At 66.9% G+C, this 23,857-nt stretch carries 23 protein-coding genes; 14 read left to right on the plus strand and 9 right to left on the minus strand.

The window, feature by feature from the left end; all coding sequences use genetic code 11:
* Nucleotides 1–12: 12 nt before the first annotated feature.
* The 3 genes from ACED67_RS10715 to ACED67_RS10725 all read left to right on the plus strand — a co-directional run bounded on the left by ACED67_RS10715 (nt 13) and on the right by ACED67_RS10725 (nt 3,144).
* A complete protein-coding gene (locus tag ACED67_RS10715) occupies nt 13–1,491 on the plus strand; it encodes an NAD-dependent succinate-semialdehyde dehydrogenase (protein WP_395541601.1) in 1,479 nt (492 codons plus the stop codon).
* Between the two features lie 86 nt (nt 1,492–1,577).
* A complete protein-coding gene (gene yghU, locus ACED67_RS10720) occupies nt 1,578–2,429 on the plus strand; it encodes a glutathione-dependent disulfide-bond oxidoreductase (RefSeq protein WP_395541602.1) in 852 nt (283 codons plus the stop codon).
* A 223-nt stretch (nt 2,430–2,652) separates the two neighbouring features.
* The gene (locus tag ACED67_RS10725) at nt 2,653–3,144 is read left to right on the plus strand and encodes a peptidoglycan-binding protein (RefSeq protein WP_395541603.1); all 492 of its coding nucleotides are present in this window, start codon (nt 2,653–2,655) and stop codon (nt 3,142–3,144) included.
* Nucleotides 3,145–3,253: 109 nt separating this feature from the next.
* Here ACED67_RS10725 and ACED67_RS10730 read toward each other — a convergent pair whose 3' ends face one another.
* Nucleotides 3,254–5,203 (minus strand): DUF3857 domain-containing protein, encoded by a 1,950-nt coding sequence (locus ACED67_RS10730; RefSeq protein ID WP_395541605.1) that lies wholly within the window; start codon nt 5,201–5,203, stop codon nt 3,254–3,256.
* A 138-nt stretch (nt 5,204–5,341) separates the two neighbouring features.
* Here ACED67_RS10730 and ACED67_RS10735 point away from each other — a divergent pair, with 138 nt between their 5' ends.
* The 7 genes from ACED67_RS10735 to ACED67_RS10765 all read left to right on the plus strand — a co-directional run bounded on the left by ACED67_RS10735 (nt 5,342) and on the right by ACED67_RS10765 (nt 11,066).
* Nucleotides 5,342–5,878, plus strand: a complete 537-nt coding sequence (locus ACED67_RS10735; protein ID WP_395541869.1) for an RNA polymerase sigma factor — start codon at nt 5,342–5,344, stop codon at nt 5,876–5,878.
* Nucleotides 5,875–7,965 (plus strand): YfbK domain-containing protein, encoded by a 2,091-nt coding sequence (locus ACED67_RS10740; protein WP_395541607.1) that lies wholly within the window; start codon nt 5,875–5,877, stop codon nt 7,963–7,965. The genes ACED67_RS10735 and ACED67_RS10740 overlap by 4 nt, the downstream gene beginning before the upstream one ends.
* A 187-nt stretch (nt 7,966–8,152) precedes the next feature.
* Nucleotides 8,153–8,515 (plus strand): COG4315 family predicted lipoprotein, encoded by a 363-nt coding sequence (locus ACED67_RS10745; protein ID WP_395541608.1) that lies wholly within the window; start codon nt 8,153–8,155, stop codon nt 8,513–8,515.
* Between the two features lies 1 nt (nt 8,516).
* Nucleotides 8,517–9,011: a sigma-70 family RNA polymerase sigma factor gene (locus ACED67_RS10750; RefSeq protein ID WP_395541609.1), complete on the plus strand. Its 495-nt coding sequence runs from the start codon at nt 8,517–8,519 to the stop codon at nt 9,009–9,011.
* Nucleotides 9,008–9,757 (plus strand): anti-sigma factor family protein, encoded by a 750-nt coding sequence (locus ACED67_RS10755; RefSeq protein WP_395541610.1) that lies wholly within the window; start codon nt 9,008–9,010, stop codon nt 9,755–9,757. Before ACED67_RS10750 ends, ACED67_RS10755 begins: the two co-directional genes overlap by 4 nt.
* A gap of 116 nt (nt 9,758–9,873) precedes the next feature.
* Nucleotides 9,874–10,458, plus strand: a complete 585-nt coding sequence (locus ACED67_RS10760; RefSeq protein WP_395541612.1) for a TetR/AcrR family transcriptional regulator — start codon at nt 9,874–9,876, stop codon at nt 10,456–10,458.
* On the plus strand, nt 10,455–11,066 hold the full coding sequence (locus tag ACED67_RS10765; RefSeq protein ID WP_395541613.1) for a pyridoxamine 5'-phosphate oxidase family protein: 612 nt from the start codon (nt 10,455–10,457) through the stop codon (nt 11,064–11,066). Before ACED67_RS10760 ends, ACED67_RS10765 begins: the two co-directional genes overlap by 4 nt.
* Nucleotides 11,067–11,130: 64 nt before the next feature.
* Here ACED67_RS10765 and ACED67_RS10770 read toward each other — a convergent pair whose 3' ends face one another.
* The 6 genes from ACED67_RS10770 to ACED67_RS10795 form a co-directional block, all read right to left on the minus strand.
* A complete protein-coding gene (locus ACED67_RS10770; RefSeq protein WP_395541614.1) occupies nt 11,131–11,604 on the minus strand; it encodes an Hsp20 family protein in 474 nt (157 codons plus the stop codon).
* Between the two features lie 158 nt (nt 11,605–11,762).
* Complete coding sequence (locus ACED67_RS10775) at nt 11,763–12,503, minus strand: trypsin-like serine peptidase (protein WP_395541616.1); 741 nt, start codon at nt 12,501–12,503, stop codon at nt 11,763–11,765.
* A gap of 77 nt (nt 12,504–12,580) precedes the next feature.
* Nucleotides 12,581–13,393, minus strand: coding sequence for a trypsin-like serine peptidase (locus tag ACED67_RS10780; protein WP_395541617.1), 813 nt, complete (start codon nt 13,391–13,393; stop codon nt 12,581–12,583).
* A gap of 87 nt (nt 13,394–13,480) precedes the next feature.
* Nucleotides 13,481–14,770 carry a glycolate oxidase subunit GlcF gene (glcF, locus tag ACED67_RS10785; protein ID WP_395541618.1) on the minus strand — a complete coding sequence of 430 codons (1,290 nt, stop codon included), beginning with the start codon at nt 14,768–14,770 and terminating at the stop codon, nt 13,481–13,483.
* Nucleotides 14,770–15,864, minus strand: coding sequence for an FAD-binding protein (locus ACED67_RS10790; protein ID WP_395541619.1), 1,095 nt, complete (start codon nt 15,862–15,864; stop codon nt 14,770–14,772). Before ACED67_RS10790 ends, glcF begins: the two co-directional genes overlap by 1 nt.
* Before the next feature lie 65 nt (nt 15,865–15,929).
* Nucleotides 15,930–17,363: an FAD-linked oxidase C-terminal domain-containing protein gene (locus ACED67_RS10795; protein WP_395541620.1), complete on the minus strand. Its 1,434-nt coding sequence runs from the start codon at nt 17,361–17,363 to the stop codon at nt 15,930–15,932.
* A gap of 185 nt (nt 17,364–17,548) precedes the next feature.
* Between ACED67_RS10795 and ACED67_RS10800 the strand changes: the two genes are divergently transcribed.
* Genes ACED67_RS10800 through ACED67_RS10810 form a run of 3 tightly spaced genes read left to right on the plus strand, consistent with a single transcriptional unit; the run spans nt 17,549 to nt 19,739 of the window.
* Nucleotides 17,549–17,962: a CopD family protein gene (locus ACED67_RS10800; RefSeq protein ID WP_395541870.1), complete on the plus strand. Its 414-nt coding sequence runs from the start codon at nt 17,549–17,551 to the stop codon at nt 17,960–17,962.
* A gap of 29 nt (nt 17,963–17,991) precedes the next feature.
* Nucleotides 17,992–18,654 carry a DUF599 domain-containing protein gene (locus ACED67_RS10805; protein ID WP_395541621.1) on the plus strand — a complete coding sequence of 221 codons (663 nt, stop codon included), beginning with the start codon at nt 17,992–17,994 and terminating at the stop codon, nt 18,652–18,654.
* 35 nt (nt 18,655–18,689) lie between these two features.
* Nucleotides 18,690–19,739 carry a glycosyltransferase family 61 protein gene (locus tag ACED67_RS10810; RefSeq protein WP_395541622.1) on the plus strand — a complete coding sequence of 350 codons (1,050 nt, stop codon included), beginning with the start codon at nt 18,690–18,692 and terminating at the stop codon, nt 19,737–19,739.
* On the opposite strand, the gene ACED67_RS10815 is transcribed toward ACED67_RS10810, so the two are convergent.
* Nucleotides 19,736–20,971: a flavin monoamine oxidase family protein gene (locus ACED67_RS10815; protein ID WP_395541624.1), complete on the minus strand. Its 1,236-nt coding sequence runs from the start codon at nt 20,969–20,971 to the stop codon at nt 19,736–19,738. The two genes, ACED67_RS10810 and ACED67_RS10815, sit on opposite strands and share 4 nt — an antisense overlap.
* 281 nt (nt 20,972–21,252) lie before the next feature.
* Between ACED67_RS10815 and ACED67_RS10820 the strand changes: the two genes are divergently transcribed.
* On the plus strand, nt 21,253–21,777 hold the full coding sequence (locus ACED67_RS10820) for a DUF1097 domain-containing protein (protein WP_395541625.1): 525 nt from the start codon (nt 21,253–21,255) through the stop codon (nt 21,775–21,777).
* Nucleotides 21,778–21,793: 16 nt separating this feature from the next.
* Here ACED67_RS10820 and ACED67_RS10825 read toward each other — a convergent pair whose 3' ends face one another.
* The gene (locus ACED67_RS10825) at nt 21,794–23,821 is read right to left on the minus strand and encodes a hypothetical protein (RefSeq protein ID WP_395541872.1); all 2,028 of its coding nucleotides are present in this window, start codon (nt 23,819–23,821) and stop codon (nt 21,794–21,796) included.
* Nucleotides 23,822–23,857 lie beyond the last annotated feature (36 nt).

Raw genomic sequence — 23,857 nt, forward strand, 5'->3', positions numbered from 1 at the left:
CTGGAGGCTCCAATGCTCGACTCCGTGACCAACCTTCGCGACTTGCTGAAAGACCCCTCGCTTCTGGCATCCAAGGCCTATGTGGCGGGCGAATGGGTGGGCGCCGATGACGGCACCACGTTCCAGATCGTGAACCCCGCCCGCGGCGATGTGATCGCCGAAGTGCCGAATCTGGGCCGGGCCGAGACCGCCCGCGCCATTGCCGCCGCGCAGACCGCGATGAAGGACTGGGCCGCGCGCCCGGCCAAGGAACGCGCCGTCATCCTGCGCAAGTGGTTCGACCTGATGATGGCGAACCAGGACGATCTGGGCGTGATCCTCTGCGCCGAGATGGGCAAGCCCCTGGCCGAGGCCAAGGGCGAGATCGCCTATGGCGCCTCGTTCATCGAATGGTTCGGCGAAGAGGCCAAGCGCGTTTATGGCGAGACCATCCCCGGCCATCAGCGCGACAAGCGCCTGACCGTGATCAAGCAGCCGATCGGTGTCGTCGCCTCGATCACGCCGTGGAACTTCCCCAATGCGATGATCACCCGCAAATGCGCCCCGGCCCTGGCCGTGGGCTGCGGCTTCGTCGCCCGTCCCGCCGCCGAAACGCCCCTGTCTGCGCTGGCCCTTGCCGTGCTGGGCGAGCGTGCAGGGCTGCCCAAGGGCATCTTCTCGGTCATCACCTCGACGCACTCTTCGGATATCGGCAAGGAATTCTGCGAGAACCCCGTTGTCCGCAAGCTGACTTTCACTGGCTCGACCGAGGTCGGCCGCATCCTGCTGCGCCAGGCGGCCGAGCAAGTGATGAAATGCTCGATGGAGCTGGGCGGCAACGCGCCCTTCATCGTCTTCGATGACGCCGATCTGGATGCGGCGGTCGCGGGCGCGATGATGTCGAAGTTCCGCAACAACGGCCAGACCTGCGTCTGCGCCAACCGCATCTATGTGCAGGCGGGCGTCTATGACGCGTTCGCGGCCAAGCTGAAGGCGGCGGTCGACAAGACCCGCGTTGGCGACGGCCTGTCGGATGACGTGCAGTTCGGCCCGCTGGTCAACTATGCGGCTGTCGAAAAGGTGGAAGAGCATATCGCCGACGCCACGTCGAAAGGTGCCAAGGTCATCGCGGGCGGCAAACCCCATGCCCTGGGCGGCAACTTCTTTGAGCCCACCATCCTGACCGGCGTGACCGACCAGATGGTGGTGACCAACGAGGAGACTTTCGGTCCCGTGGCACCGCTGTTCAAGTTCGACACCGAGGAAGAGGTGGTCGAAAAGGCCAATGCCACGATCTTCGGCCTCGCCTCGTATTTCTACAGCCGCGACATCGGCCGGGTGACCCGGGTGCAAGAGGCGCTGGAATACGGCATCGTCGGCGTGAACACCGGCATCATCTCGACCGAGGTCGCACCCTTCGGCGGCGTCAAGCAATCGGGCCTTGGCCGCGAGGGCAGCCGTCACGGGATGGAAGACTATCTCGAGATGAAATACATCTGCCTGTCGATCTGATCGCCCCGGCCCCCGGGGCCGGAAATTTTTGCGACATCTGGGGGCGGCTTGCCAAAGGCCGCCCCCTGCCTGTTCAGGAGCCTCATATGACTGCAGCTTACACCCCGCCCAAGGTCTGGACCTGGGAAGCGCCCTCGGGCGGGCATTTCGCCTCGATCAACCGGCCCATCGCCGGACCGACCCATGACAAGGCGCTGCCGGTGGGCGCGCACCCGTTGCAGCTTTACTCGCTGGCCACACCCAATGGCGTGAAGGTCACGGTGATGCTGGAAGAGCTGCTCGCGCTGGGAAAACCCGCCGAATATGACGCCTGGCTGATCGAGATTTCCAAAGGCGACCAGTTCGGTTCCGGTTTTGTAGAGGTCAATCCGAATTCGAAGATCCCGGCGATGATGGATCATTCGGTTTCCCCGCCGCAGCGGATTTTCGAATCCGGTTCGATCCTGCTCTATCTGGCCGAGAAATTCGGCGCACTGATCCCGACCGATCCTGCGGGCCGGACCGAATGCCTGTCCTGGCTGTTTTGGCAGATGGGGTCTGCGCCCTATCTCGGCGGTGGGTTCGGGCATTTCTACGCCTATGCGCCCGAGAAGATGGAATATCCGATCAACCGCTTCGCCATGGAGACCAAGCGTCAGCTGGACGTGCTGGACCGGCATCTGGCCGACAAGGACTGGATGGCGGGCGGCGAATATTCCATAGCCGATATCGCCATCTATGCCTGGTATGGCAATCTGGTGCTGGGCCGGGCCTATAATGCGGGCGAGTTCCTGGATGTGACCTCCTACAAACATGTCCTGGCCTGGGCGCAACGAATCGATGCCCGCCCGGCGGTGATCCGGGGCCGCAAGGTCAACCGCAACTGGGGCCAGCCCTGGGAACAGCTGCCGGAACGCCATTCGGCGCAGGATTTCGACGTCCTGCCCAAGGCGCCGTGACCGGCCCGCGACGCGCGCCTTGCAGCGATCCGCTCGGGCGCGCGTCGTAACCATATGATTTCAAATCCGCTATCCGATATCAGGCCCGCGCAAAGCCCTAGCGCGGGCCTGATTTTGCTTAGCGTCGGCCCAAATCCCAGTTTGCCCTCATCGCCCCGCTGACGGCCTGCCAGCCCAAGGGGAACCACTAGACGCAAACCCACACTGGGAAAGGACCGAACCGATGTTCACTGCTGCCAAGACCTCGGCCATCGCTGCGATCGCCGCGCTTTCCGTCGCCACCCTGTCCGCCGCGCCGGCCATGGCCTGGGGCAAGAAGGAACAGGGCTTCCTCGCCGGTGTCGCCACTGCCGTCATCGTCGACAAGCTTCTGGATGCCAACAAGCGCAGCTATCGCGCCGCCCCGGCACCGACGCCCTATTATGGCGCCCCGGCCTTTGTCGATCCGAAGCCGAGCTACGGCACGAGCTATGGCTCCGGCACCTCGATCTACGGCACGCCGGCCGCCCGCGCCTTTTCAAGCTACTCGGCCGAAGAGCGCCGCATGATCCAGCGCCAGCTGCGCCGCTCGGGCTATTACAGCGGCGGAATCGACGGCGCCTTTGGCCCCGGCACCTACAGCGCGATCACGGCCTATGCCCGCGACACCGGCGCCAGCGGCAACCTGCGCACCACCGGCGGCGCCTTTGCGGTCTATGACGGGCTGCTGTTCTAGGACCTGAGCGCGACCCCGACCCCGGACGACCCTTCGGCCCAATGTCCCCTTCCGGCCGAAGGGCTGGCCCCCTGCCGCATCCCCGTGCGGCGGGGGGTTCTTCTTTCTGTCAAGGCCGGACGCTCCACGAGAACCAGGTCGTGTCAAAGACCTTGCGGCGGTCGGCCAGGAAGGCCGCGACCTGCACCGCCGGAATCACCGCGCCGCTGCGCTGATAGGTCCAGTCCAGGACGAGCGCCCCCGGCGCCGGGGCGGCGCTGGCAAGGTCATAGTCGAAGCCGCGATTCTCGATATGCACGGGTTCCGGTGGGGTGAAGTCGATCGGCGCGCCGGTGACTTCGATCCGGTGATGGAACCGGGCCGGCGGGCCGCTGTCCATGGGCAGCAGGCGCGGCGCGGTCAGCCGCTCGGGCAGGTTCGAGGCGAAATCCTCGGCCGCGAGGGGGAAGGATTCGGCCAGACCGTAATCGGTCAGCGCGGCGGCAGGCAGGCGGTAGTGCTCGATCATGCGCAGATGGTTGCCCGCGCGGTCGTCCTGCATCTCGATCGGCGCGGCAAGATCGAGGCCGGGATAGCGCGTGGCGTAATAGGTGAAGAAATCTTCGGTGATCTGGTTGCGCGCCGTGGTGGCCCAGCGTGCCCGCATCGCGTCGGCAGCCCCGCCGCGATAATCCGAGGTGACGGTGACGGTGATCCCCGCCACGTCAAAGCCGTAGCGCTCGACCACTTCGGTCGACCAAAGGCGCTCGGCACTGACGGGCAGCGGTTCCAGTGCGGTCTGCCCGGGGCCGGTCAGCGGCAGCGCATAGCCGTAATCGGGCGGAGTCGTTCGGGCCAGATCGCCGCCCTGATGGGTGGCGGTCGGGTCGAGCCAGTGATCCTTGCCGTTCAGGCGGATGCGCAGGATTGCGTGGTCAAAGGCCGAAAGCATGGGCACTTCGCGATCAAGCCCATGGCCCAGCTCGCGGCTGGTCAGGGCGACGCTGGCCTTGATCCCCAACCGCCGCAGCATCACCGCCAGCAACAGCGCCTTGTCCTTGCAATCGCCGAAACCCGAGGCCACCACCTCTTCCGGCTTGCGCGCGTAGATGCCGCCTTCGCCCAGCGAGAGCGACACATAGCGCAGGTCGTCCTGAACCATCCGCAAGGCGGTTATGGCGCGGGCCGCGTCATCGGACAGGGCCGCCAGAGCGGCAATGCGGGCTTCCCAGCGACCAAGCGGGTAATCGACCGCGTAATAGGGCGTCAGCGCCGCCGAGATCGGGCCCCAATCCGTCTCGGCCGAAAGGCGCAGGATCGCGGTCGGATCGTCGGCCACCGGCACATTCTCTTCGCGCGGGGGTGGAATGTGATGCAGCCTCTGCCATTCCTGGCGCGTGCCTCCGCCGGGCAAAGGCCCCTCGAGATGGACCACGCGGTCGGGCAACGGCGACAGGTTCAGCGGCCAGCCCGCTGGCCACAGGACGACGGTCCGCGACAGCGCCACCGGCACCGCCCATTCCAGTTCGGAAAACACCGCCCGCGTCCCCGCCGCTAGGATCGGTTTTTCCCGCCGCAGGACGGCGTAATCGACCACATCGCCGACCCGCACATCCGGCACTTGCAGATAGACGGTCAGCGCCCCGTCCAGGACGCCCTCGTCCATGCGCTCTTCGCGCCGCATCACCAGAGCAGGCAGGTCGGGCGGCACGGCAATCTCGGTCCCGTCGCGCCAGACCGCCAGCCGGGTCAGGGCGACCGTCTCGAAGGCCGGATCATAGTCGAAGGTCACCGTCGCGGCGAGTTCCAGCCCGGCGCGGTCCGACACTTCCAGCGCGGTGCGGGTCCAGGACTGGCGTTCTGCGCCCTGCCAGCGGATCTGGTGATCGGACAGAAGATAGACCACCCCATCTCGCGACTGGTCGCGCAGGGCCGCATCGGCGGAAGGCAACGGCATGTCATCCACCCAGTCCGGCACCGGCTGACGGGGCAGATCGTCAGCCAGAACCGCCGCGGCACCCAGCCAGGTGCCAAAAAGGCAGGTGGCAAGCCAGAGCAGCCTGGCCGGAACATGTCGCATCGCTTTCCCCCGGATCGCTGCGGCCCGGCATCCTAGGCTGCGCCCTGCCCTGCGACAAGGCCGCGACGCAACGGCAAAACTTTGCGGCAGACGCCCAAGGATTGCCGGGGCGCACGCGTCAGACTATCCGTCATGCTGATGGATACGCCGGATGAGACCCTTGCCCAGGCCGCCGCGGGCGGCGACCGTGTGGCCTTTGCCACGCTGGTCGCGCGGCATTACGATCGGATTCACGGCCTGGCGTGGCGGCTGACCGGCGCCAAGGCCGAGGCCGAGGATCTGGTGCAGGACATCTGCGCCGCCCTGCCCGCCAAGCTGCGCCACTGGCGGGGCGAGGCACGCTTCACCACCTGGCTGTATCGCGTGGTGGTGAATGCCGCCCATGACCTGCGGCGGCGGCAGGCGACGCGGGCGCGCGCCAGTGCCGGCTGGGGCGATTGGGAAATCGCCCGGCAGGAAGAGATTGCCGAAGCGCAGGCGGCGCAGGATTGGCTGATGGAGGCGATGGCCCGGCTGTCGCCGGAACTGCGCGACACGGTGGCACTGGTCCTGGGCGAAGAGATGACCCAGGCCCAGGCGGGCGAGGTTCTGGGTGTCAGCGAAGGCACGGTCGCCTGGCGGATGTCAGAAGTGAAGAAACGGCTTCGCGCCATGGCGGCGGAGGAGGCGAGATGAGTGACGAATTCGATCCGCTCGAAGCCCGGCTCAAGGCCGCGCTGAAAGCCGCGCCCTCGCCCGAGGCCGAGGCCCGCGCCCGTGCGCTGGCACTGGCGATGGAAAATTTCGACCGGCTCCAAGCTTCGGGCGCAGAAGCGCGTCCCAAGGAAGACCGCCCCCGCCGGGCGGGTTTCTTCCAAGGAGCACGTTCGATGATGAATTTCCTGACTTCTCGTCCCGCCCTTGCCGCCACCACCTCCGTTGCGGCGCTGATCGTCGGCGTCACCGTGCTTTTGCCGGTGGCCGAAAACCTGACCCCGACTGCGATGCCGAAACTCGCCGCCCCCGAGGCGCCCCATGTCCCGGCCTCGTCGGTGGCAGACGCGGGCGCACCGGCCGCGGAAAAGACCGGCCAGGTGGCCGAGCCCGCCCCGGCAAAGCCCGCCGACCTTGTTCTTGAGGCCGCACCTGTCCCGGAGCGCGCGCCGGATGTCGTGCAGAAGGGCGTGCCGGACGCCGCGGATGTGCCGCGCCTTGCCGAAACCGATGGCGATGCCCGCGCGCGCAAGGAAGCCCCGGCCGGAGGGGCCGCCCCCGAGGCGGAAAGCGCCCTGGCCGACAGCACGGCCGCACCGGACATGTATATGGTGCCAGCGCCCTCGGCCGTCGTCGCGCCGATGCCCGCGCCCGATCCGATGCCGCAACTGGAACCGAACACCGAGGAATTCGCCAGCGCCGCCGCCAACCCGGTGAAGATCACGGCGGAAGAGCCGGTCTCGACCTTCTCGACCGATATCGACACCGCCTCCTATGCGCTTGTGCGCTCGACCCTGAACATGGGCGTCCTGCCCTCACCCGATCAGGTGCGGGTGGAAGAGATGGTGAATTACTTCCCCTATGCCTATCCCGCGCCCGAGCCGGGGCAGGCCTTCCGCACCACCGTCTCGGTCATGCCCACGCCCTGGAATGCGGGCACGGACCTGGTGACGATCGGCCTGCAGGGCGAATTGCCCGCCCTGGCCGACCGCCCGGCCCTGAACCTTGTCTTCCTGATCGACACGTCGGGCAGCATGGAAGACCCCAACAAGCTGGGCCTCTTGAAACAGTCGCTGGCCTTGATGCTGCCGGACCTGCGCCCCGAGGATCAGATCGCCATCGTCACCTATGCCGGGTCGGCGGGGCTTGTGCTGCCGCCGACCAAGGCGGCGGATCGCGACACGATCCTTGCGGCACTGGACAATCTGACAGCAGGCGGGTCGACCGCCGGGGCCGAGGGGCTGGAACTGGCCTACCGGACCGCCAAGGCGATGCAGGGCGAAGGCGAGGTCAGCCGCATCCTTCTGGCCACAGATGGCGATTTCAATGTCGGTGTCAGCGACCCCGAGGGGCTGACCGCCTATGTCGCGAAGAAGCGCGAACAGGACGGCACCTATCTTTCGGTCCTCGGCTTTGGCCGCGGCAATCTTGACGATGCCACGATGCAGGCGCTGGCGCAGAAAGGCAATGGCCAGGCCGCCTATATCGACACCCTATCGGAAGCGCGAAAAGTGCTGGTCGATCAGCTGACCGGCGCGCTGTTCAGCATTGCAGATGATGTGAAAGTGCAAGTCGAATGGAACCCGGCCCAGATCGCCGAATACCGGCTGATCGGCTATGAGACCCGCGCCCTGCGGCGCGAGGATTTCAACAATGACAAGGTCGATGCGGGCGAGATCGGCGCCGGGCTTCAGGTGACGGCGATCTACGAAGTCACGCCGGTCGGCTCGGATGCCGTTCTGAACGATCCGCTGCGCTATGGCACGGCAACGGCGACGCAGGCCGAGGGCGAGCTGGGCTTCCTGCGCCTGCGCTGGAAGGCGCCGGGCGAGGATGAAAGCCAGCTGATCGAACAGCCGATCACCGGCCAGGAACCGGCGACGACCGAGGCGCGCTTTGCCGCTGCCATTGCGGGTTTCGGGCAGTTGCTGCAAGGCTCGGCCTATCTGGGCAAATGGAGCTGGGACGATGCCATCGACCTTGCCCTGTCGGCGCGCGGCGACGACCCCTATGGCTACCGCACCGAAGCGATCACTCTGATGCGCCTGGCACAAAGCCTGTCGAAATAGCCCCAGCCCTTCTTCTGTTCAGAAATATCCCGCGGGGGGCCGGGGGGCGCGAAGTCCCCCGGGCTCGATGCAGATCACAAGCGCGTGACCGCAGGGATGAACCTGGCCGCGCATTCGTCGTTCCAGACAGAGGCCCTTCCGGCCCCTGCCCCGGCCCCGGCTTATTGGGGACCAAAGGGAGAGAAAGATGATCCGCAACAGCCTGATGCTTGTCCTTGCCCTGTCGGCAAGCCCCGCCCTGGCCGAGAAGGTCATGGAAACGGGCGGTATCCTGACCGATTCCAAGGGGATGACCCTCTACACCTTCGACATGGACAAGGACGGCATGTCTGCCTGCTATGACCAATGCGCCGTGAACTGGCCGCCGCTCCTCGCCGATGCGGATGCCAAGGCCGAGGGTGACTATGGCCTGACCAAGCGCACCGACGGCACGATGCAATGGACCTATTACAACATGCCGCTGTATCTCTGGATCAAGGATGCCAAGCCGGGCGACACGACCGGCGATGGCGTCAAAGGTGTGTGGCACACGGCCAAAGCCAAGGAGTGACATGCCACTTCTGGACGAGATCGAAGCTGCGATACCGGGCCTGAGGGCCTATGCCCGTGCGCTTTTGCGCGACCGGGATGCGGCCGACGATCTTGTCCAGGACACGCTGGAGACGGCGGTGGCGCGGGCCGGGCAGTGGCGGGGCGAGGGCAGTTTGCGTGGCTGGCTGTGCCGCATCCTCTTGAACCGCTTCCGCGACGGTCTGCGCCGCCGCCCCGCGCCGGTTCTTGCCCTTGTGCCGGAACCGGCCGCCCCGCCCCAGGGCGAGGCCCGGCTGATGCTGGCCGAGGTTCATGCCGCCATGGGCCGCCTGCCCGAAGACCAGCGCGCCGCACTGTTGCTGGTCGCCTTGCAGGGGATGAGCCTGGCAGAAGCCGCACAGGCGCTGGGCTGCGCTGAGGGCACGCTCGCCTCGCGCCTCGCCCGCGCCCGCGCCGCGCTGCGCCAGATGACCGGCCGGGATGAAGGACCCCGGCCGAGAAAGGGAAATACATGAGTTCCACCCCCCTCTCGGACGACGAGGCCCTGTGCCTGCGCCATGGCAGCAGGGACGAGCGGCAGCGCTTGCTGGCCCTGGCGGACGAGGACCCCAGCCTTGCCGCGCGTCTGGCGGAGTGGAACCGGCAGGATGCAGCGATCAGCGCGCTTTACGCCCCCGTCGCCGATGAGCCGGTGCCGCAAAGGCTTCGCGCGGCCCTTCACACCCGCCCGCGCCCGCACCTGCCGCTTTGGCGCATCGCGGCATTGCTGGCCGTTCTGGGCTGCGGCTTTGCGGCAGGCTGGGGCACGGCGCGACTGACACCGCCTGCCGCTGCGCCGCGCCTTGCCGCCGCCGCACTGGGCAGCTATGCGACCTATGCCTCCGAAGTGCTGCATCCGGTCGAAGTGCCTGCCTCGGACGAGGCGCATCTGGTGAAATGGCTGTCCAAGCGGCTTGGTACCGCGATCCGCCCGCCCGATCTGGCGGCCGAGGGGTTCCGTCTGATCGGTGGACGGCTTCTGCCCGGCGACACATCGCCCGCCGCCCTGCTGATGTATGAGGACGATCTGGGTCGCCGCCTTGCGCTTTATGTCACCCGCAGCGAGGGGCATGAAACCGAGATGGCCTTTGCCGAAGAACCCGGCGCGCAGGCCTTCTGGTGGATCGACGGCAATCTGGGCTGCGCGCTGGTGGGCGATCTGCCGCGCGACCAGCTGCGGCGGCTTGCGATCAGCGCCTATCACGGGTTGACCGAGGCCTGATCGTTGGTCGCGCCAGCTCTTCAACGCAAAGCTTGAAATTACCGAACGATCGGTATAAAACTCGCCTCGCAGGGGCATGCATCTCGCTGCCTTGTTCCAAGACCGGACAGCCCGCCATGGCCCGCCCCCGCGGCATCGAGGATGATCAGCTCATGGGCAGACTGGCCGCCGTCTTTGCCGAGACGGGCTATGATGGTGCATCCCTTGCCCGGCTTGCCCAGGCGGCAGGGTTGCAGAAGGCCAGCCTCTACCACCGCTTTCCGGGCGGCAAGGCGCAGATGGCCGATGAGGTTCTTCAGACCGTCGAGCATTGGATCGCGATCCACGTGACCGATGCGCTTGCCGCTACGGGCCCTGCCGAAGCGCGGCTGCAAGCGGTTGCTGACCATTTCGCCGCGCTTTACGAAGGCGGTCGGCGACCCTGCCTTCTGAACATGCTGGCCCGGCTGCCCGGTGGGGGCGGCCCGGTCGAGGATCGCGTCGCCCGCGCCCTTGCCGCGCTGCGCGACGCTTTTGCCGGTTTCGCCGAAAGCCTTGGCCTACCGCAGTCCGAGGCCGCGTCGCGTGGGTTGCGGGCGGTGATGCTGGTGCAGGGCGGATTGGTGCTCAGCCGGGGCCTTGGCGACACGGCCGCTTTCGTGGCGGCGCTGAACCGCCTGCCCGTGGAACTGGGGCTTCGCCCCGAAGGAGGCCAGCGATGACCCTGCGCTATCATCGGGTGATGTTCGGGGACGAGGTGCGCAAGGCTCAGGCCGCCCGGGGCAGCAGCGGCTATCTGGCCGAGGATGACCTGCCCGACCCCGGCCCGGACCGCCTGAGCGAAAGCGAAGCCGCCTTCATCGAAGCGCGCGACAGTTTCTACCTGGCGACGAACGGCGCGGGCGGCTGGCCCTATCTGCAACATCGCGGCGGGCCGACCGGCTTTGTCCGCCTGCTGGATGACCGGACGCTGGGTTTCGCCGATTTCCGCGGCAACCGGCAATATATCACGCTTGGCAACCTTGCCACCGACCATCGCGCCAGCCTGTTCTTCATGGATTACGGCCAGCGCGCCCGGCTCAAGCTGATCGGGCGGCTGCGCGCCGTCGATCTGACACAGGACGCGGCCCTGGCCGCGCGGCTGGCCCTGCCCGGATATCGCGCGGGCATAGAGCGCGGCCTGCTGGTCGAGGTCGAGGCTTTTGAATGGAACTGCCCGCAGCATATCACGCCGCGCGTCACTGCCGACGAGGTCGTGCCCGTGGTGCGTGATCTTCAGGCGCGCATCGCCGAGCTGGAGGCGCAGCTTGCCGCCCTGAAGGCGAGATGACGCATGAATAGGAAAAGGCGCGCAGGATGCCCCGCGCGCCTGTTGTGCCGTTCCGGCAGAAACGTCAGTTGACGGTTTCGGCCTTGTTCTCGATCACCGCGGTCGCAGCCGGGGTGCTGGCGGCGATCTCGATCCGGCGGGGCTTCATCGCCTCGGGGACCTCGCGCACCAGTTCGATATGCAGCATGCCATGTTCATGGCTGGCGCCGGTCACGCGGACATGGTCAGCCAGCGCGAAACGGCGTTCGAAGGCGCGGGTCGCGATGCCACGATGCAGGAAGCTGCGTTCTGCCGCGTCGGGGGCCTTGCGGGCCGCCACATGCAGCGCGCCGTCCTTCACTTCGACCGACAGCTCGTCAGGCGTGAAGCCGGCAACGGCGATCGAGATGCGATAGGCATTCTCGGCGGTCTTCTCGATGTTGTAGGGCGGGTAGCTGGGCTGGGCCACATCGGCGGAAAGCGCGCGGTCCATCAGATCGGCCACACGGTCGAAGCCGACAGTGGCGCGGTAGAGCGGTGCGAAGTCAAAGCTGCGCATGTTCATCATCCTTTTCAAAGCGATGCGTCGTTGTGCCCGCCCCTGTTGCGGGGCCGGGCAAGGGTTCCGGGCCCTGTCTGGCACCCGGATAGATGTGATTTGGGGAAGGGTCAGGGCCGTTTCAAGACCCCGGACAAAGCAGCGCCACGCGGGTGGGATCAGGGTTTGAGGAAGCGTGCGCCAATGTCGCGGCTTTTGCCCTTGCCCAGAACCGGGGCACCGTCCGCCGAGACCACGCCCGCCTTGGCCAGCGGTTGGTCGCGCGCCAGAAGCGCCTTCAGATCGGCCACGACCTGCGGCAGATCCATGCCATAGGCGACAAATTCATTGTTCGGGCCGCTGACCCCGCCGACCGAGATGAGCGATACGATCCGCGCGCGCGCGCCTGATCGGTCCAGCACCGGCGCGCCGGACGAGCCGAAACTCACATCGCAATTCATCGCCACCAGCCCGTCCTGCCGCGCCAGCACATCGCAGCTTCGCTGCCAGCTTAACGCCTCGGACCGGCCCAGCGCGTAGGAGACCACGGAAACCTGATCGCCGCTGCCGGGCGAGGCGACAAGGAAAGGCGCAGCCAGCGCCGCCGGAATCGGCTCGGCCAATTTCAGCAGCGCGACATCATGGCGGATGTTCTGGGCCGAGGGGGGTGTGGCCGGGTCATAGGATGGATGCGCCACGGTCGCCGCCACCCGCGCATCGGCCAGCGCCACCCCTTCAGCCAGGGCCGCGCGGAACAGCATATGCGCGGGGTCGAGCGGCTGGCCGCGCCGATCATAGACGCAATGCGCCGCCGTCAGCACAAGATCAGTGGCGATCAGCGCCCCGGTGCAGAAGCCGTCGCCCTCGCCCGTGTCGATGCGGCCCACCGCCTCCCAACCGAGCATCTGGTCGCGCCGCACCAGCGGCTCCAGAGCCGAAGGTTCCGCCGCTGCGGGAGGCGCGAGGGAGAGTGCCAGAAAAAGGCAAAAGGCCCGGATCACGGCGAGACGAACTTGGCACCGCCGGCCCCGGCCCCGGCATCGCCGCCCTTCAGTATCCTTACGCCCTGCACGGTCTTCTGCGCGCCCGGCGCCTGCGCCAGCGCATCAAGCACCACCGACAAGGGGCGCTCTACCGGCACGGCGAGCGCGACCTTGTGGCCCTCATATTCGGCCTTGGCCGAGATCACCGCCGCCACCTGTTCCTTGCCATCCTGATCGACGAAGACCGGCGCGCCCGACGAACCGAAGTCGATGTTGCAGGTCAGGATCAGGGCCGACACGCGCGAGGCAAGGACCGAGCAGCCCTGTTCGAGCGAGGGCGTCTCGGAGCGGTCCTGGGCATAGGAGACGACGCTGACCGCGCCGCCATCGAGCGGCCGCGCGCCCGTGGCGAAGGGCGGCATCTGCGGCAGGAGGATCGGCTGGTCGAGTTCCAGAACCGCCACGTCATAGGCGACGCGCTCCATCTCATCCGCGCCGGAATAGACATAATCGGGGTGAACGACGGCCCGGCGCACGCCGCGATAGGCCTCGGCCCGCCCATCGCGCCAGCCGGCCTGAAACGTGATCTTGCCTTCGGGCATCCGGGCGCCGGTTTCCTTATCAAACAGGCAATGGGCCGCGGTCAGCACCTTGTCGGGCGCGATCAGCGCCCCGGTGCAGAAACCGCGCTGCCCGAGCAAGAGCTTGCCGACACCCTGCCAGCCCTTGGCCGCATCGGCCGTGCGCATCGCCACCGGTGCCGTCTCGGCCCCCGCCCCAAAGGGCGCCAGAAGGGCGACGAGGACGGGAACAACACGCAGCATCATGGCCTCGGCTTGGGCGGATCGGATCGGGCTACGGGCGCATTCTGGCAAATTTGTGGCGGATGTCTCCTGTCCTCTTGCGCGCCGATTTCAGATCGTCAGCGCCCGTGGCTTCGGCCCCCCGGTCGCCCAGTCCAGCAACTCGACCGTATGCACGACCGGCAGGCCGGTGCCCGAGCCGATCTGCATCATGCAGCCGATATTCCCGGCGGCGATCAGGTCGGGGCTTTTCGCTTCCAGGGTCTTGACCTTGCGGGCCTTGAGCTGGGCGGAAATCTCGGGCTGCAACAGGTTGTACGTGCCCGCAGAGCCGCAGCAGAGGTGGCTGTCGGCAGGTTCCACCACCTCGAACCCCGCCTTTTTCAGCAAGTCCTTCGGCGCTGTCTTGACCTGCTGGCCATGCTGCAGCGAACAGGCGGCGTGATAGGCCACCCGCAGCCCCTTGGGTGCGCCCTGGGGAAGGCCGATCTGCACCAATATTTCGCTGATATCGCGGGCCATCCCTGCCACGGTGGCCGCATCGGCGGCCAGCACGGGATCGGTGCGGAACATATGGCCGTAATCCTTGACCGTCGTGCCGCATCCGCTGGTGTTGATCACGATGGCATCCAGCCCCGCCCCAGCCTTTTCCGCCATCCAGGCACGGATATTGGCGGCGGCGCTGGCATGGGAGAGATCCGCCTTGCCCATGTGATGCGTCAGCGCCCCACAGCAGCCCGCGCCCTTGGCGACGACAACCTCGCAGCCCAGACGCCGCAAGAGCCGGATCGTGGCATCGTTGATATCGGTGTTCAGCGCCTTCTGCGCGCAGCCTGTCATCAGCGCCACCCGCATCCGGCGAAGGCCGATGGCGGGGAAGGTCTGCGGGTCGTCGTTGCGGCTGACCGGTGGCACCTGTTTCGGCGCCATGGCGAGCATCGCCTTCAGCCGCCTGTCGGGCACAAGAAACGAGAAGGGCCGGGCGATCTTGGCCCCCAGAAGGGCCAGCCGAAACCGGCCCGGATAGGGGATGACCCGCGCCAGAACCGTGCGCAGGACGCGGTCCATGAAGGGGCGCCGATAGGTCTTCTCGATATAGTCGCGGGCATGATCGACGAGATGCATATAGTGCACGCCCGAAGGACAGGTCGTCATGCAGGCAAGGCAGGACAGGCAGCGGTCGATATGCTTGACGGTCTGCGCGTCGGCCGGGCGGCCTTTCTCCAACATATCCTTGATCAGATAGATGCGGCCGCGAGGGGAATCCAGCTCGTCGCCCAGAACCTGATAGGTCGGGCAGGTCGCGGTGCAGAAGCCGCAGTGAACGCAGGTGCGCAGCACTTCATTGGCGCGCGCCGTGCCCGCATCACGCAACTGTTCGGGCGTGAAATTCGTCTGCATCAGACCATCCCTCCGGGGTTGAACAGACCCTTCGGGTCGAAGCGCGCCTTGAGCCCGGCCTGCAAGGCGGCAACGCCCGGCGCTGGTGGCGAAAAGGCGGGGCTCGACTCGCGACCCTTGAGCCTTGTGGCCTCACCCCTGCCCGCCAAGGCGGCGCGGATGCGCCCGCCCTCGCCCTCGGCGCAGGTCAGCCAGATCAGCCCGCCCCCCCAGTCAAAGATGACCTCATGGTCCACACCTGCCGCCGCCAAAGCGCGCGGCACGGTCAGGGCCTCAGAGGGCATCGAGGCGATGCGCCACAGCGCGCCGCCCTTGCCGACCAGCGGCTGCAGGTCCCGGATACCGCGCCACAGGTCCTGCGATGCCGCGCCTTCCTGCACCTGCCAGTCGCCGCCCAAAAGCGCCCGCAATTGTGCAACCCGGTAGGCAACCGACCCGGCCATCCCCTCGATACGGATCGCCGCCCGGCCTTCGGCATAGGTCGCGCCCGAAATATCGTAGGGCGAGCCCAGCGCCCGGCGCAGCGCGGCGAGCCCCGCCTGGGGTGCCAGCTCGGCCACCAGCGCCGCCTCGGCCTCGGGCAGAGCCTGCACCTTGAAGGAAACCTCGGTGATCACGCCCAGGCTGCCGTGGCTGCCCGCCATCAGCTTCACGAGGTCATAGCCGGTGACATTCTTCATCACCCGCCCGCCATTCTTCGCCACTGCCCCCGTGCCATCGACAAAGCGCACCCCCAGGGCCGCATCCCGGCAGGCGCCCGCCTGCACTCGGCGCGGACCGCTGGCATTGGCGGCATAGATCCCGCCGATGGTCGAAACGCCCGCCCGCCCCAGCACCGCGCGCAGGTCCGGCACTTCAAAGGCCAGCCGCTGCCGCTCGCCCGCCAGCAGCGCCTCAACCTCGGCCAGGGGCGTTCCCGCCGCGACGACCAGCGTCAGCGCCGCCGGTTCATACAAGCGCACGCCGGTCAGGCCGGTGCAATCCAGCACCTCGCCCGCCAGCAGCGCCCCCCGCGTGCCGCCGCCGCGCAGCGCCAAGGGCCCCGTCGCCCCGCGCACCAGGTCCGAAACTTCCGCTTCATCCACAGGCCGCATCCCCTGCCCCTTCATCTTACCTCAAATACTCCGGCGGTCCGGGGGTTGGCCCCCGGTCCGCCGCCTCAGCCCGCGCGGCGCGCGGCACTTGCCGCCAGCGGGAACACCTTGGCCGGGTTCAGCAACCAGCCGGGATCGAAGACATCCTTGATCCGCATCTGCGCCTCAAGATCGGCGGGCGCATATTGCACCGCCATCAGGTCGCGCTTCTCGATCCCCACCCCATGCTCGCCGGTCAGGCATCCGCCCACCTCGACGCAGAGCTTCAGGATCTCGGCCCCCATCGCCTCGCAGCGTTCCAGGTCGCCGGGCGTATTGGCATTGTAGAGGATCAAGGGGTGCATGTTGCCGTCGCCGGCATGAAAGACATTGCCGACATCCAACCCGAATTCCTTGGAAATCTCGCCGATCCGGCGCAGCACCATGGGAAGGGTGGACACCGGGATCGTCCCGTCGAGACACATGTAATCGTTGATCTGGCCCATGGCCCCGAAGGCCGATTTGCGTCCAAGCCAGATCCGCTTGGCATGCGCCTCGTCCGTCGCTTCTTCCAGTGCAACCGGATCATGCCGCCGCGCGATGGCGGTGATCGCGGCCAGCTGTTCGTCGATCTCGGCTTCCGATCCTTCGACCTCGACGATCAGAAGCGCCTCGCAATCGGGGTAGCCCGCCTTGGCAAAGGCCTCGCAGGCGCGAATGCAGGGCCGGTCCATGAACTCGATCGCCACGGGCAGGATGCCCGCGCGGATAATGTCGGCGACGCATTCCCCCGCCACTTCGTTCGAGCCAAAGCCCATCAGCACCGGCCGCGCGCCTTCGGGCTTGGGCAGGATGCGCAGAAAGGCCTCGGTCACCACGCCCAATTGCCCCTCGCTGCCGCAGACCACGCCCAAGAGGTCAAGGCCCGCCTGCTCGGCCCAAGGCCCGCCCAGGGTGATGACCTCGCCATCCATCTTCACCAGCGTCACACCCAGAAGGTTGTTCGTCGTCACACCGTATTTCAGGCAATGCGCCCCGCCGGAATTCATCGCGATGTTGCCCGCAATCGCGCAGGCCAGCTGGCTGGACGGATCGGGCGCGTAGAAGAACCCGTCCGCCTCGACCGCGCCAGTCACCGAAAGGTTGGTGCGGCCCGATTGCACATGGATGAAACGGTTGTCGTAATCGGTTTCCAGCACTGCATTCATCCGCATCACGCCCAACACCACCGAATCCTCGGTGGGCATCGCGCCTCCCGCCAGCGAGGTGCCCGAGCCGCGCGGCACGACCGGCACGCCTTCTTCATGGCAGATCTTCAGCGCAGCCGAGACCTCGGCGGTCGTGCGCGGCAGAACCACGGCCAGCGGCAGGCAGCGATAGGCCGAAAGCCCATCGCATTCATAGGCGCGGGTCTCTTCCTCGTCCTCGATCACCGCATCGGCAGGCAGGACGGCTCGCAACCGCGCGACGATCTGGGCCTTGCGCGACAGGATTCGCGCGGCGGGCACGGGCATGTCCATGGCTATCCCCCTCAAAATTGGTAAAACAATATAACCAATTCAACCAAAAGACAAGGGCCGCATCGCACTCTCGCATCTGCCGGAGCACTCCGCCGCGCTTCATCCTGATCCGAATATCCCTGGGTCCCGGGCAGTGCCGGGGTTTCCTCTTGCGCGCGGCCCGCGGAGAATGGCACTTCTCGGCCATGGACTGGGTCAAGATCATTCATCTTCTTTGCGTCATGGGCTGGATGACCTCGGTCTTCGCCGTGCCGCGCGCGCTGATCTACTGGAAGCGCGAATGGGCGCGGCTGGGGGGGCCGGGTCCGCTGGGCGATCTGACCTTCCGGCTCTACCGCTTTTCGGCGGGCCTCGCCGTGATCGCGGTGCTGACCGGGCTGTGGCTGGCCTTGTCCGTCTGGGGCTTCCAGCCCTGGCTGCATCTGAAGATTGCCCTGGTCGCCGTGCTGGCGCTGCATTTCACCTGGACCGGCCGCCTGGTCGCCCGGGCGCGGCGGGGTGAGTTCCGCGAAAGCGATCTCTGGTTGCGCGTCTTCAACGAGGTCTCGGTCCTGGTCGCGCTGGCGATCCTCTGGGCCGTCGTGGTCAAACCCTTCTGATGGGCTGGCACCTGCCCCAAGCGCTGGCCATGGCCGATCTTCTCGCATTGGGGCTGATCGTCGCCGTCTGGTTCTTCACCGGCTGGCTGGTCGAGCATCCGCCCAAGGCCCGACCGTCGGTGACTGTGCTGATGCAGCGTTACCGGCACGAATGGATGCAGACCTTCGTCACCCGGCAGCCGCGCATCTTCGACGGCACTTTGATCGACTCGCTGCGCCAGGCGACGGCCTTCTTCGCCTCGGCCTCGATGATCGCCATCGGCGGCGGGGTCGCCCTGATCGGCAATGCCGCGACGGTGCAGGAGCTTGCCGCCGACCTGCCTCTGGATGCGCGCGCCAGTGCGCTGTCGCTCAAGCTGATGCTGCCGGTCTTCTTTCTGGCCAATGCGCTGCTGAAATTCGTCTGGTCGCACCGGCTTTTCGGCTATTGCGCCGTGCTGATGGCCGCCGTGCCGAACGATCCCGCTGACCCTTTGGCCTATCCGCGCGCCGCGCAAGCGGCCGAGATCAACATCACCGCGGCAAAAAGCTTCAACCGGGGCCTGCATTCGATCTATTTCGCCTTGGCCGCCCTGGGCTGGCTGTTCGGCCCTCTCGGGCTGACTGTGACCACGATCCTGGCGGGGGGCCTGTTGCTGCGCCGCGAATTCGCCTCGCATTCGCGCGAGATCATCGGCCGGCATCTGGGCTGACCCCGGATATGGTTGCGGGCACTCTGGAAGAGAAGATGCTTCCGCGCCTGCCGCAGCTTGCGGACCGGCTGGCCCGGGGCGAAGCGCCGCCGCCTCCGGGCGCGCAGGACATGCTTGAAGCTGAGGGGACAGCGCTGGGGTATCCGACCGGCCGCGTGTTGATCTGCCATCTGCGCAATGCGCTGTGGTCCCCGGCAACCGGGCTTGTACTGGCCCGGGACGACCCACGCATCCCCTATGCCCCACTGCGGGAAGTGGCGCGTCCGGACGCGGCCGTCGCCGCCTTGCGCGCGACAGGACCGCAGCGAGTGGCACGCGGGGCGATCTGGATGAGCGGCGGCTCGCGCCGCAACTATGGCCATTTCCTGATGGACAGTCTTACCGGATTGGCCGCCCTGACCGATCTGGGACTGAGTGGTCCCGCAGGGCGCTATCCAGCCTATGCGGCGCGACTGACGCCGTGGCAGGCCGATCTTGTCGAAGCTGCGGGTCTGAGCGGATCGGTCGCCCTTGCCCCGTCAAAGGCGTTGCTTTTCGACGAGTTGGTCTATGTCACCACGCTGGACCATTACCTCCAACGCAATGCAGGTCTTCTGGACAGCCTCCTGAAGCGCATCCAGCCGCAAAGGCCCGTCCTCTTGGAAGCCCAGGAGACGATCTACCTGTCGCGCCGAAGCTACTCGGGTCGCGTCCTGATCGAAGAGGTCGCAGTGGAGGCCGCGCTTGCGGCGTGCGGGGTGCGCATCCTGCGACCCGAACGCCTGACACCGCGCCAGCAGATCGCTGCTATGGCAGGATGCCGCCGCCTGATCGGCGCTTCCGGCGCGGGGCTCGCCAATCTGTGCTTCCTTCCCGAAGGTGCCGAAGTCATCGAACTGCGCCCCGATCCGGTGCGCGAAAGCTGGCTTGATCTGGCGGCCCACCAGCTCGGCATCCGACATCGCGTGCTGCCGCTGCGGGCGCCCTTGCCTCAGACTGAAATTCCCCTTGCGCTGCGGCTGCGCCAGCTGCCGCGCCGGTTGTCAGGCCGGTATCACTATGCCTGTTCCGTCGATCTGCCCGCCCTTCTGTCGGCGCTGAACTAGCCCAGAACTGCCGCGACCTGCGCGCCGACCGAAGCACCGGAAAGCCGCGCCCCCGCCGCCGTCTGGGCCAGCCCATGCGGGGCCAGCGCCTCGCCCGCGAACCAGATCCGATCGGCCACCGGCGCGGCCAGCGCCGTGCGGGCTGAGGCGCGGCCAGGGCGCGCGGCGGCATAGGCGCCCCGGACATGCCGCTCGCCGCCCCAATGGGTCATGATGCCGTGGCCCATATGCTTGCGCGTTGCGGAGCCGAACAGATCGACCAGCCGGTCGGTGACGAAATCCACCGCTGCCGCCTGCCCCGCGGCCTCGATCTCCCAGGCGAAATCGCCGCCGACAAAGCCCACCAGCAGGTCGAGATCGAAGGGGAAGCAGAGGAAGAACAGGTCATGCCGTGCGCGACGCTCGATCAAGAGATCGTCGAAGGGTTTCAACCCCAGTCGCGTGCCGCTGACCGCAATGGGAATCTTGGTCAGAAGCCCCATCTGAAGGTCGAAGATCGCCTCCATATGATTGTCGGGCAAGCCAGGCGTGAAGGCTATGTCCTCGAATTGCAGGACACCGGTCGAGCAGGTGACGATGGCGGCCCGCGCCTCGACCGTGCCGCGCGCGCTTTCGACCCGGACACCCCGGCCGGACCAGTCGATCCGGCTGACCGGAGCCGAAAGCGTCACCGGCACATCGGCGCCCCAAAGGTGGATCAGCGCGCCATAGCCTTCTTTCGTGAAGTAGTTCGGGTCCAGATCGGCGGCAGCGTTGAAATCGGCGATGGAGATTTCGTCATCATCGGCGCCGAAATCCATCGGGCCGCAAAAGGTGGAATTGGCCCGCAGGCAATGGCAATCGGCGATCAGCGCCGACAGCCGGTCATCCGGCCCCTTATGTCCCGCGATCAGATGCGCCAGATGGCCATCCGCCGCCCGGACCCGCGCCATCTCCTCGACCGTCGCCCGACGCTTGTCGAACCACAGGTGATCAAGGCCCATGTCATGGTGAAAAAGCGTCCATCCCGCCGCCTGCGCCTCGGGGAAGAACGGGTTGCGGTCGGCGGCGTGCAGCCAGGCGCAGCCGATGTCGAAGGGCAGGCCAAAGTCTGTTTCGGTCGTCCAGGCACGGCCGCCGATCCGGCCCAAAGCTTCCAGGACGACAAAGCTTTTTCCCTGTGAACGCAGGGCTTTGGCCGCCGCAAGCCCGGCACATCCCGCCCCCACGATGGCAACATCGACCTGTGTCATGAGCCAATCCTCGTATGAATGCGTCAGATAAAATCGCTGTCCAGACTGCGCCCTTGGCCCGGGTTTGGAAACCCCGCGATCCTGCGCCGCGGCATCGACGCTGCACCTGCATCTACGACTGAACCTTTGTATTATGGACGCGGCCCGACTTAACCCGCACCCTGCCTGCACCTTTCGATATGCCGCTTTCCCCCTGCGCCCGATGGCGGGACGCAGGCCGGGAGAGGTTTGCCGAAAGGGAAAAGCAACGCGGACAGATCCGCAATGGGGAGGGACATGGAATGAACCTGCTATCGGCACTGGCGATTTCAATCGGCGTTCTGGGAGGCGTCGCAACCTGGGCCTTTGTCGGGCCAGCCGCAGGGCTTGGTCTGCAAATCTGGGCGGCCTTCGTGGCCTGGGCGGCCTTTTACCATTCCGGCGGCGGCAGCGGATCGCTCGGCAAGAACATTCCGGCGCATCTGTTCGGCGGGCTGATCGGCCTTCTGGCGCTGATCGCCACCACGAAACTGGCGGGCGGGCTGGGCCTTCCGCTGGCGGCGGGCCTGTCGGTCGGGATCGGCGCGGCAGTGATCGTGCTGGCGGCGAACCTGCCCGCCTTGGCGCAGATTCCGTCCTCGGTCTACGGCTTTGGCTGTGTGGCGGCCTATGCGCTTCTGGGCGGCAAGCTTGAGACGCTGACCTCGATCTCGCTGATCGACAACCCCTGGATCAATGTCTCGGTTTCGATGGTGATCGGCGCGCTGCTGGGCGCTGTGTCCGAGGCGGCTGGCAAGGCGCTGGCGGCGCGGCCTGCAACGGCATGACAGAGGCAGGGCGGCGTCAGGCCGCCCTCGCCCCCTTGCGGCCTTCGATCAGCCAGGCCGCGACCGACAGGAGCGCCGCCAGAAGCGCCCAGGCCCAGCCGGGCAGAAGTTCGGCCACCTGCACTTCGGTCGTGAGATAGGCCTCACGCGGGGTGATGCCGATCCAGCCGCGCCCGGCGGCGGGGCGGCCTTCGGCGACAGCGCGGATATCGGGCAGCCCTTCCTCGATGCGCAGCACCGCGCCGCGCGTCGCGCCGGTGAGCGGGGCCAGATCTTCGCCCGAGGCGATCGTCGCCACGAATTCGCGCGGAGCCGAGGGGCCAACGGCGATGACACGGGTCAGCTCACCCTGCTCCAGCCGATACAGGCCCAGTTGCGGCGCCTGCCAGATCACCTCATAGCGACCCGGAGCCTTCTGCTCCATCTGCAAGACAGCTTGTGCGCCATCCGGCCCGGTCACGGTCAGCGGTCCCGGAGGCTCTTCGGCGATGGTACGGCGGGTGATGGTCAGCACTTCGTCCTGCGCCGTGGCGGTCAGGGTTTCCTCTTCCAGCTCGGGCTCTTTCAGCATCCAGTGTGCCAAACGCCGCAGCAGTTCAAGCTGCGGGCCGCCGCCTTCATAGCCGCGCCCCCAAAGCCAGGCCTGATCCGAGGCGAGCACCGCCACCCGACCCTCGCCCACCCGGTCCAGGACCAGAAGCGGCAGACCCTGCGGTCCTTCCATCACCGTCTGGCCCGAGAATTTCTCGACCTCGATCGCGCGCATCCAGCGGCCCCAGCCCGGCTCTCCATCCACCGTCGGAGCGGGAGCGAATTTCTCCAGCCCCTCGGTCACCGGATGGCGCTGGCCCAGTTCGGTGATCTTGGGCTTGAAGCCGCCTTCAACCACCTGCGCCGTGGGCGCGACCGGCAGGATTTCCGCCAGGGGCGAGCGGTACAGCGAATCCACTGCGCCATATTCCGGCCCCGCCGCCACAAGCACGGTGCCGCCGTTCTTCACATAGTTCACCACATTCTCGATATAGGACATCGGCAGAATGCCCCGCATCCGGTAGCGGTCGAAAATGATCAGGTCGAATTCCTCGATCTTCTCGACGAACAGCTCGCGCGTCGGGAAGGCGATCAGCGACAGTTCGTCCACAGGCACGCCGTCCTGCTTTTCCGGCGGTCGCAGGATGGTGAAATGCACGAGGTCAACCGAGGCATCTGATTTCAGCAGGTTGCGCCAGACCCGTTCACCGGCATGGGGTTCGCCCGAAACCAGCAGCACCCGCAGCCGGTCGCGCACGCCGTTGATCTGCACCACGGCGGCATTGTTGCGATCGGTCAATTCGCCCTCGGCACCGGGGACCGAGAATTGCAGCACGTTCATGCCGCCATGGGCCAATGTCACCGGCAAGTCCAGCTCTTGCCCGACCGGCACGGTATAGGTCTGCGGCGCATCGGCATCGACGGTGATGGTCAGATCGACCATTCCGCCTTCCGAGGCGGGCACGGCGCCCATATCCTCGACTTTCAGCTTCATGGTGAATTCCTCGCCGATGATGGCGAAGGCGGGCGCATTCGAGATGACGAGGCGGCGGTCCCAGTCGCGGTCGCGCCCGGTCAGCAGCACCTGGAAGGGCGCGGGCATCTGCGGCGCCAGATCAAGGTCATGGACGCGACCGTCCGAGATCAGTATCACGCCAGCGACGCGGGCGCGCGGTTCCTCGGCCAAAGCCTCTGACACGGCAGTCATGGCCAGTGTGCCGGTATCCTCGACCCCGTCGGCAAAGCGTCGGATGCGCAATTCGGTGTCGGGCATGGCCGCGATCTCGGCCTGGACCTTGGCGATGGCGGCATCGGTCTGGGCCTTGCGGTCACCCAGTGCCTGGCTGGAACTGTCATCGACGACAAGGATCACGATATCCGACAGCTTGTCGCGCTCCTCCTCCTGCAGCGCGGGGCCGGTCAGCGCGGCAAGCAGCGCCAGCCCGGCCAGACCGCGCAGGGCCCAGCCCGACAAGCCGCGCCAGATCGCCAGCGCAAGGAACAGAAGCGTCATCCCGGCCAGCGCCCAGATCAGGGGCCAGGGGACAAG

This window comes from Neotabrizicola paludis, assembly GCF_044142105.1.
Taxonomy (GTDB): Bacteria; Pseudomonadota; Alphaproteobacteria; order Rhodobacterales; family Rhodobacteraceae; genus Pseudogemmobacter.